Source organism: Arsukibacterium sp. MJ3 (genome assembly GCF_000987765.1).
In the GTDB taxonomy this organism is placed as follows: Bacteria; Pseudomonadota; Gammaproteobacteria; order Enterobacterales; family Alteromonadaceae; genus Alishewanella.
The window spans coordinates 1-3,926 of the sequence record NZ_LAHP01000044.1; the positions used below are offsets into that span (position 1 = coordinate 1).

At 42.3% G+C, this 3,926-nt stretch carries 4 protein-coding genes and 2 pseudogenes; 5 read left to right on the forward strand and 1 reads right to left on the reverse strand.

Annotated features, from left to right (window positions below):
* The 3 genes from VT06_RS16395 to VT06_RS16405 form a co-directional block, all read left to right on the forward strand.
* The coding region (locus tag VT06_RS16395; protein ID WP_046555414.1) for a hypothetical protein at positions 1 to 1,062 on the forward strand (1,062 nt) is incomplete at its 5' end.
* On the forward strand, positions 1,040 to 1,519 hold the full coding sequence (locus tag VT06_RS16400; RefSeq protein ID WP_046555415.1) for a hypothetical protein: 480 nt from the start codon (positions 1,040 to 1,042) through the stop codon (positions 1,517 to 1,519). The genes VT06_RS16395 and VT06_RS16400, both read left to right, overlap by 23 nt.
* 166 nt (positions 1,520 to 1,685) lie before the next feature.
* Positions 1,686 to 2,330 (forward strand): ankyrin repeat domain-containing protein, encoded by a 645-nt coding sequence (locus VT06_RS16405; RefSeq protein ID WP_082122572.1) that lies wholly within the window; start codon positions 1,686 to 1,688, stop codon positions 2,328 to 2,330.
* Positions 2,331 to 2,413: 83 nt separating this feature from the next.
* On the opposite strand, the pseudogene VT06_RS16410 reads toward VT06_RS16405, so the two are convergent.
* Positions 2,414 to 2,935, reverse strand: a pseudogene (locus tag VT06_RS16410) (transposase); the annotation flags it as partial.
* Positions 2,936 to 3,189: 254 nt separating this feature from the next.
* Here VT06_RS16410 and VT06_RS16415 point away from each other — a divergent pair.
* Both VT06_RS16415 and VT06_RS16420 read left to right on the forward strand, forming a co-directional pair.
* Positions 3,190 to 3,657: an RHS repeat domain-containing protein gene (locus tag VT06_RS16415; protein WP_046555417.1), complete on the forward strand. Its 468-nt coding sequence runs from the start codon at positions 3,190 to 3,192 to the stop codon at positions 3,655 to 3,657.
* A 34-nt stretch (positions 3,658 to 3,691) separates the two neighbouring features.
* A pseudogene (locus VT06_RS16420) lies at positions 3,692 to 3,926 on the forward strand (IS21 family transposase); the annotation flags it as partial.

Sequence of the window (3,926 nt, forward strand, 5' to 3'; positions counted from 1 at the left end):
GCCGACCCATTTGTGCAAGCGCCAGGCAATTTGCAAAGTTACAACCGCTATAGCTATGTAATGAATAATCCGATGAGCTATACCGATCCAAGTGGGTATATTTTCAAAAAAATAAATAAAGCTTTAGGTAAGTTTGCACCGGTATTCGGTATTGCACTAATGTTTGTTCCTGGAATGCAAGCTTGGGCTGCGCAAAGCCTTTTACATGCTGCGGCGACTGGATTTTTAGTTGGTGGCGTTTCGACGGGTAGCTTAAGAGGGGCCGTAATCGGCGCAATAACTGGAGCTGCATTTCATCAGGTTGGATCTCATTTCGGTAGTAAATTTGGCGAATTCAGTGAGGCTTCCTTGGGGCAACAAGCTCAATGGGCTGGAGGTCATGCCGTCGTAGGGGGGATTTCTTCTAGCCTATCAGGTGGGAAATTCGGTCATGGATTTTTCTCAGCTGGCTTTACCAAGTTTTCCATGGGAAATGCAGGGTTCGATTATAAAAATACTAGCGCTTCTGCTGTGGCTGGTCGAGTTAGTATTGCAGCTATAATTGGTGGAACGGCATCAGTTATATCTGGTGGAAAATTCGCTAATGGTGCACAGACAGCTGCAATGGCGCAGTTGTTAAACGCAGAAGCAAGCACAAAAAACAAATTAAATAATATGATGAGCCGTATCGGCAAGGGCATCGATCAGCTATCTAAAGGGAATGATATTATTACCATTAAATCTTCTGTAGAAGATTTAAATGAAGTATTAGGTTTTTCAAAAACTAGAGATGAACTACTAGATATGATTCCGTTGATGGATATGGAGCAGTTAGTAATGATAAATCCTGATGTCAAAGGGATGCAAATTTCATTAGCCAGGAATTATGTTGCGGGCTCAATACAGTTTTATGGGCCTGCCAATAATACAAGGATTCAACATATGGCGGGTGTTTCAGTTATGGCTTTAGGAACAGATGCTGTAGTTGTAATTTCAACTAGTCTTCTTCCCGTTAGTGCTGGAAGACTTCTATTTGCATTGGAAATGTCGGAGGTTGGTTATGAATTTAGTAAGAAAAATTAGTTTGATTTTTGCGCAGACACTTATTTTGACTAACTCAGTACCTTCTTTAGCTATGGACATATTTTATGAGTATAGTGAAGCCAAGGAAAAAATAGAACCACTAATCCTAGTTAAAAACGAAAGGTTCAAATTTTATGAGGTTAAAGTTGACGATAAGCATGGTTATGAAATTTATATTATCTATAACGATGAATACAATGTTTTATCGACGCCATATAGGGATAAAGTTTCAATCATGAGATATCGAGAAGAAAAAATTCCAGATGGTTTAATTGCTGATATGGAAGCAGAACCTGGTTTTATTAAGAAGGTCCATGGTAGTGATATTTGTGCCTACATTTCACTTCCAAGTTCATATTATATCATTATTCTTTTTTCTGGGGTTTATTACAGTATAACTGGTCAATTGAGCGACATTAAGGAAGTATTATCCATTGAAGACATGTGTATGTTTTAGATAAAGTATTCTTTAGTAGGGCATCATGTTAAATTTCCTTTTTAAGATAACAATATCTTCTCTTATTATTGTTTCAACACTTATATCTGGTTGCAGTATTGCTAATAAGCTAGCCAATTCTCAGAAAGAATATGAGAGTTCTGTGACATAAGAGATTTTAATTCACATGGATTTAGAAACGATGTTCCCGTCAGCTAAGCTTCGTGAGTTGGCGAAAGCTGCTGGTAAAGGGCAAATATCAGTCATTGAAAGATTAATTGATGAAGGGGTAGACATTAACGCGAAGGGAAGCCAAAACGCTACAGTTCTTTTTTGGTCAATGCGAAATGAAAAAGGATTTAACTACTTACTGACTAAAGGAGCTGATCCCAATGTCATTTTTGGTGATGGCGGTACGGTTATGCACTGGGCCGCGAGACAGACCAAATGCAACTTGCTTAAATCAGCATTGGCTTACGGTGGTAATCCAAACCTCAAAGCAGGCATGTTCGGAGGTTCTCCTGCGTTTGCAACAATTACTGCAGGGAAAAATAGCGGTGTTCCTGTGTGTTTGGACGTGTTGCTGACAAATGGTGCTGATATTGAATTTCGTGATGACAATGGGAAAACGCTGCTGTTATTTGCTACCGCTCTGGCAAGATTTGATATTGCTTTATATTTATTGGACAAGGGCGCAAATATAAATGCTATAGACTCGGATGGCCGAAGTGTCACTTCGCTACTTAGCTCTTATCAAGATGCATTCGTTAAGGGTAGTGATGTAGAAAGAAATTGGTTCAAACTTAAAAGCCGACTAAGTATTTCTGATTAAAAGGTTGTAATAATTGATATTGGCAATCTAAGGGCCTGTAGGAGAATAAAAAAACGTTCATGAGTGCGAGGGATTTGGCAAGCCCCCTCGAAGTGTATCGACAGCTGCGATAGCGTCAGATTCCAGTTTTGAACCGGGTGAGTCCAACGCTCAGATGCCTGCAAGATACCGGCATAAAGCAGCTTAAGCAAACTGTTTTCATTGGCGAATCCGCCCTTGGTTTTGGTCAGTTTACGGAACTGGCGGTGCACGGCTTCCACGGCATTGGTGGTGTAGATGGCGGTTCTGACGTAGTCCGGGTATTTAAAATAGGCTGACAGCGTTTGCCATTTGTTACGCCAGGATTTAACCACCACCGGATACTTCTCACCCCATTTTGTCTCCAGCTCGTCCAGCGCCGATTCTGCGGCATTTAACGTGGCTGCTTTGTACACGCACTTTAAATCGGCCATAAAAGCTTTCTGATTCTTGCTGGCAACGTATTTAAGCGAGTTGCGGATTTGATGAATGATACAGTGCTGTATCTCGGTATTAGGATAAATGCTTTCAATCGCTTCAGGGAAGCCTTTAAGCCCATCAACGCAGGCTATCAGGATGTCTTTCAGAGACTAAACAGCCATGAATGTTCGCGCTATTTTTATTATGTCTGGGGTCACAACAAAATTAAATGCTATTAATAAGTCTGAAATAGAAATTGGTTTCATCTCTAAAACATTCATAAACCGGGGACATCAACCGCACCGACTTTGCTTACGGTACCGACCGTCAGCTATACCGGCGCACAGATGTAAGAAGCGGCCAGGCGACAGATTCGTTTTATATTGACGGCCTGTATGAGCGGGTAACCCTACCCTCCGGTGTGGTTGAGCATAAGTTTAACGTTGGCAGCACCGTAATAACCAAGCGCAGCAACGGCGTGCATGACGAGCTGTATCTGCACAAAGATAACCAGGGCTCGACCATTAGCATTACCAATGTTAGTGGCACGGTATTGCAGCAGTTTATTTACGACCCCTGGGGTAAGCAATACAGCGTAAGCACTAATAGCTTGTTTACCATGTACAGCAACCCCGGCACCAGCAAAGGCTATACCGGCCACAAAATGGTGAATGACTTTGAGGTTATTCATATGGGCGGGCGCACCTACAACCCTAACCTTGGAAGGTTTATGCAGGCCGATCCGTTCGTGCAGTCGCCAGCAAACTTGCAGAACTACAATCGCTATAGCTATGTGATGAATAATCCGATGAGCTATACCGATCCTAGTGTATTAAGCGACAATTACGGTGGCCGGTCTAGCGACAATTATCTTGGCCGGTTGATCTGATAAGGTTCGGTGCAGCAGAACGAAGGAGTTCACTGTGCCGGGAACACGAATCACTGATCAACAGGTCACTATTTACATGAAACATAAAAAGCGTCATAGCCAAGTTGTCGCCGCTGCGAAAGCAGGTATTTCAGAGCGTTCCGCAAGGCGTATCGATAAACAGAATGAACCGCCTTCGGCCATTAAACGTCAATGGCGAACACGTACAGATCCACTTGAGTCTATTTGGGATAGTATTGTGTTGCCGCTACTTCAAGGTGATGAAACCG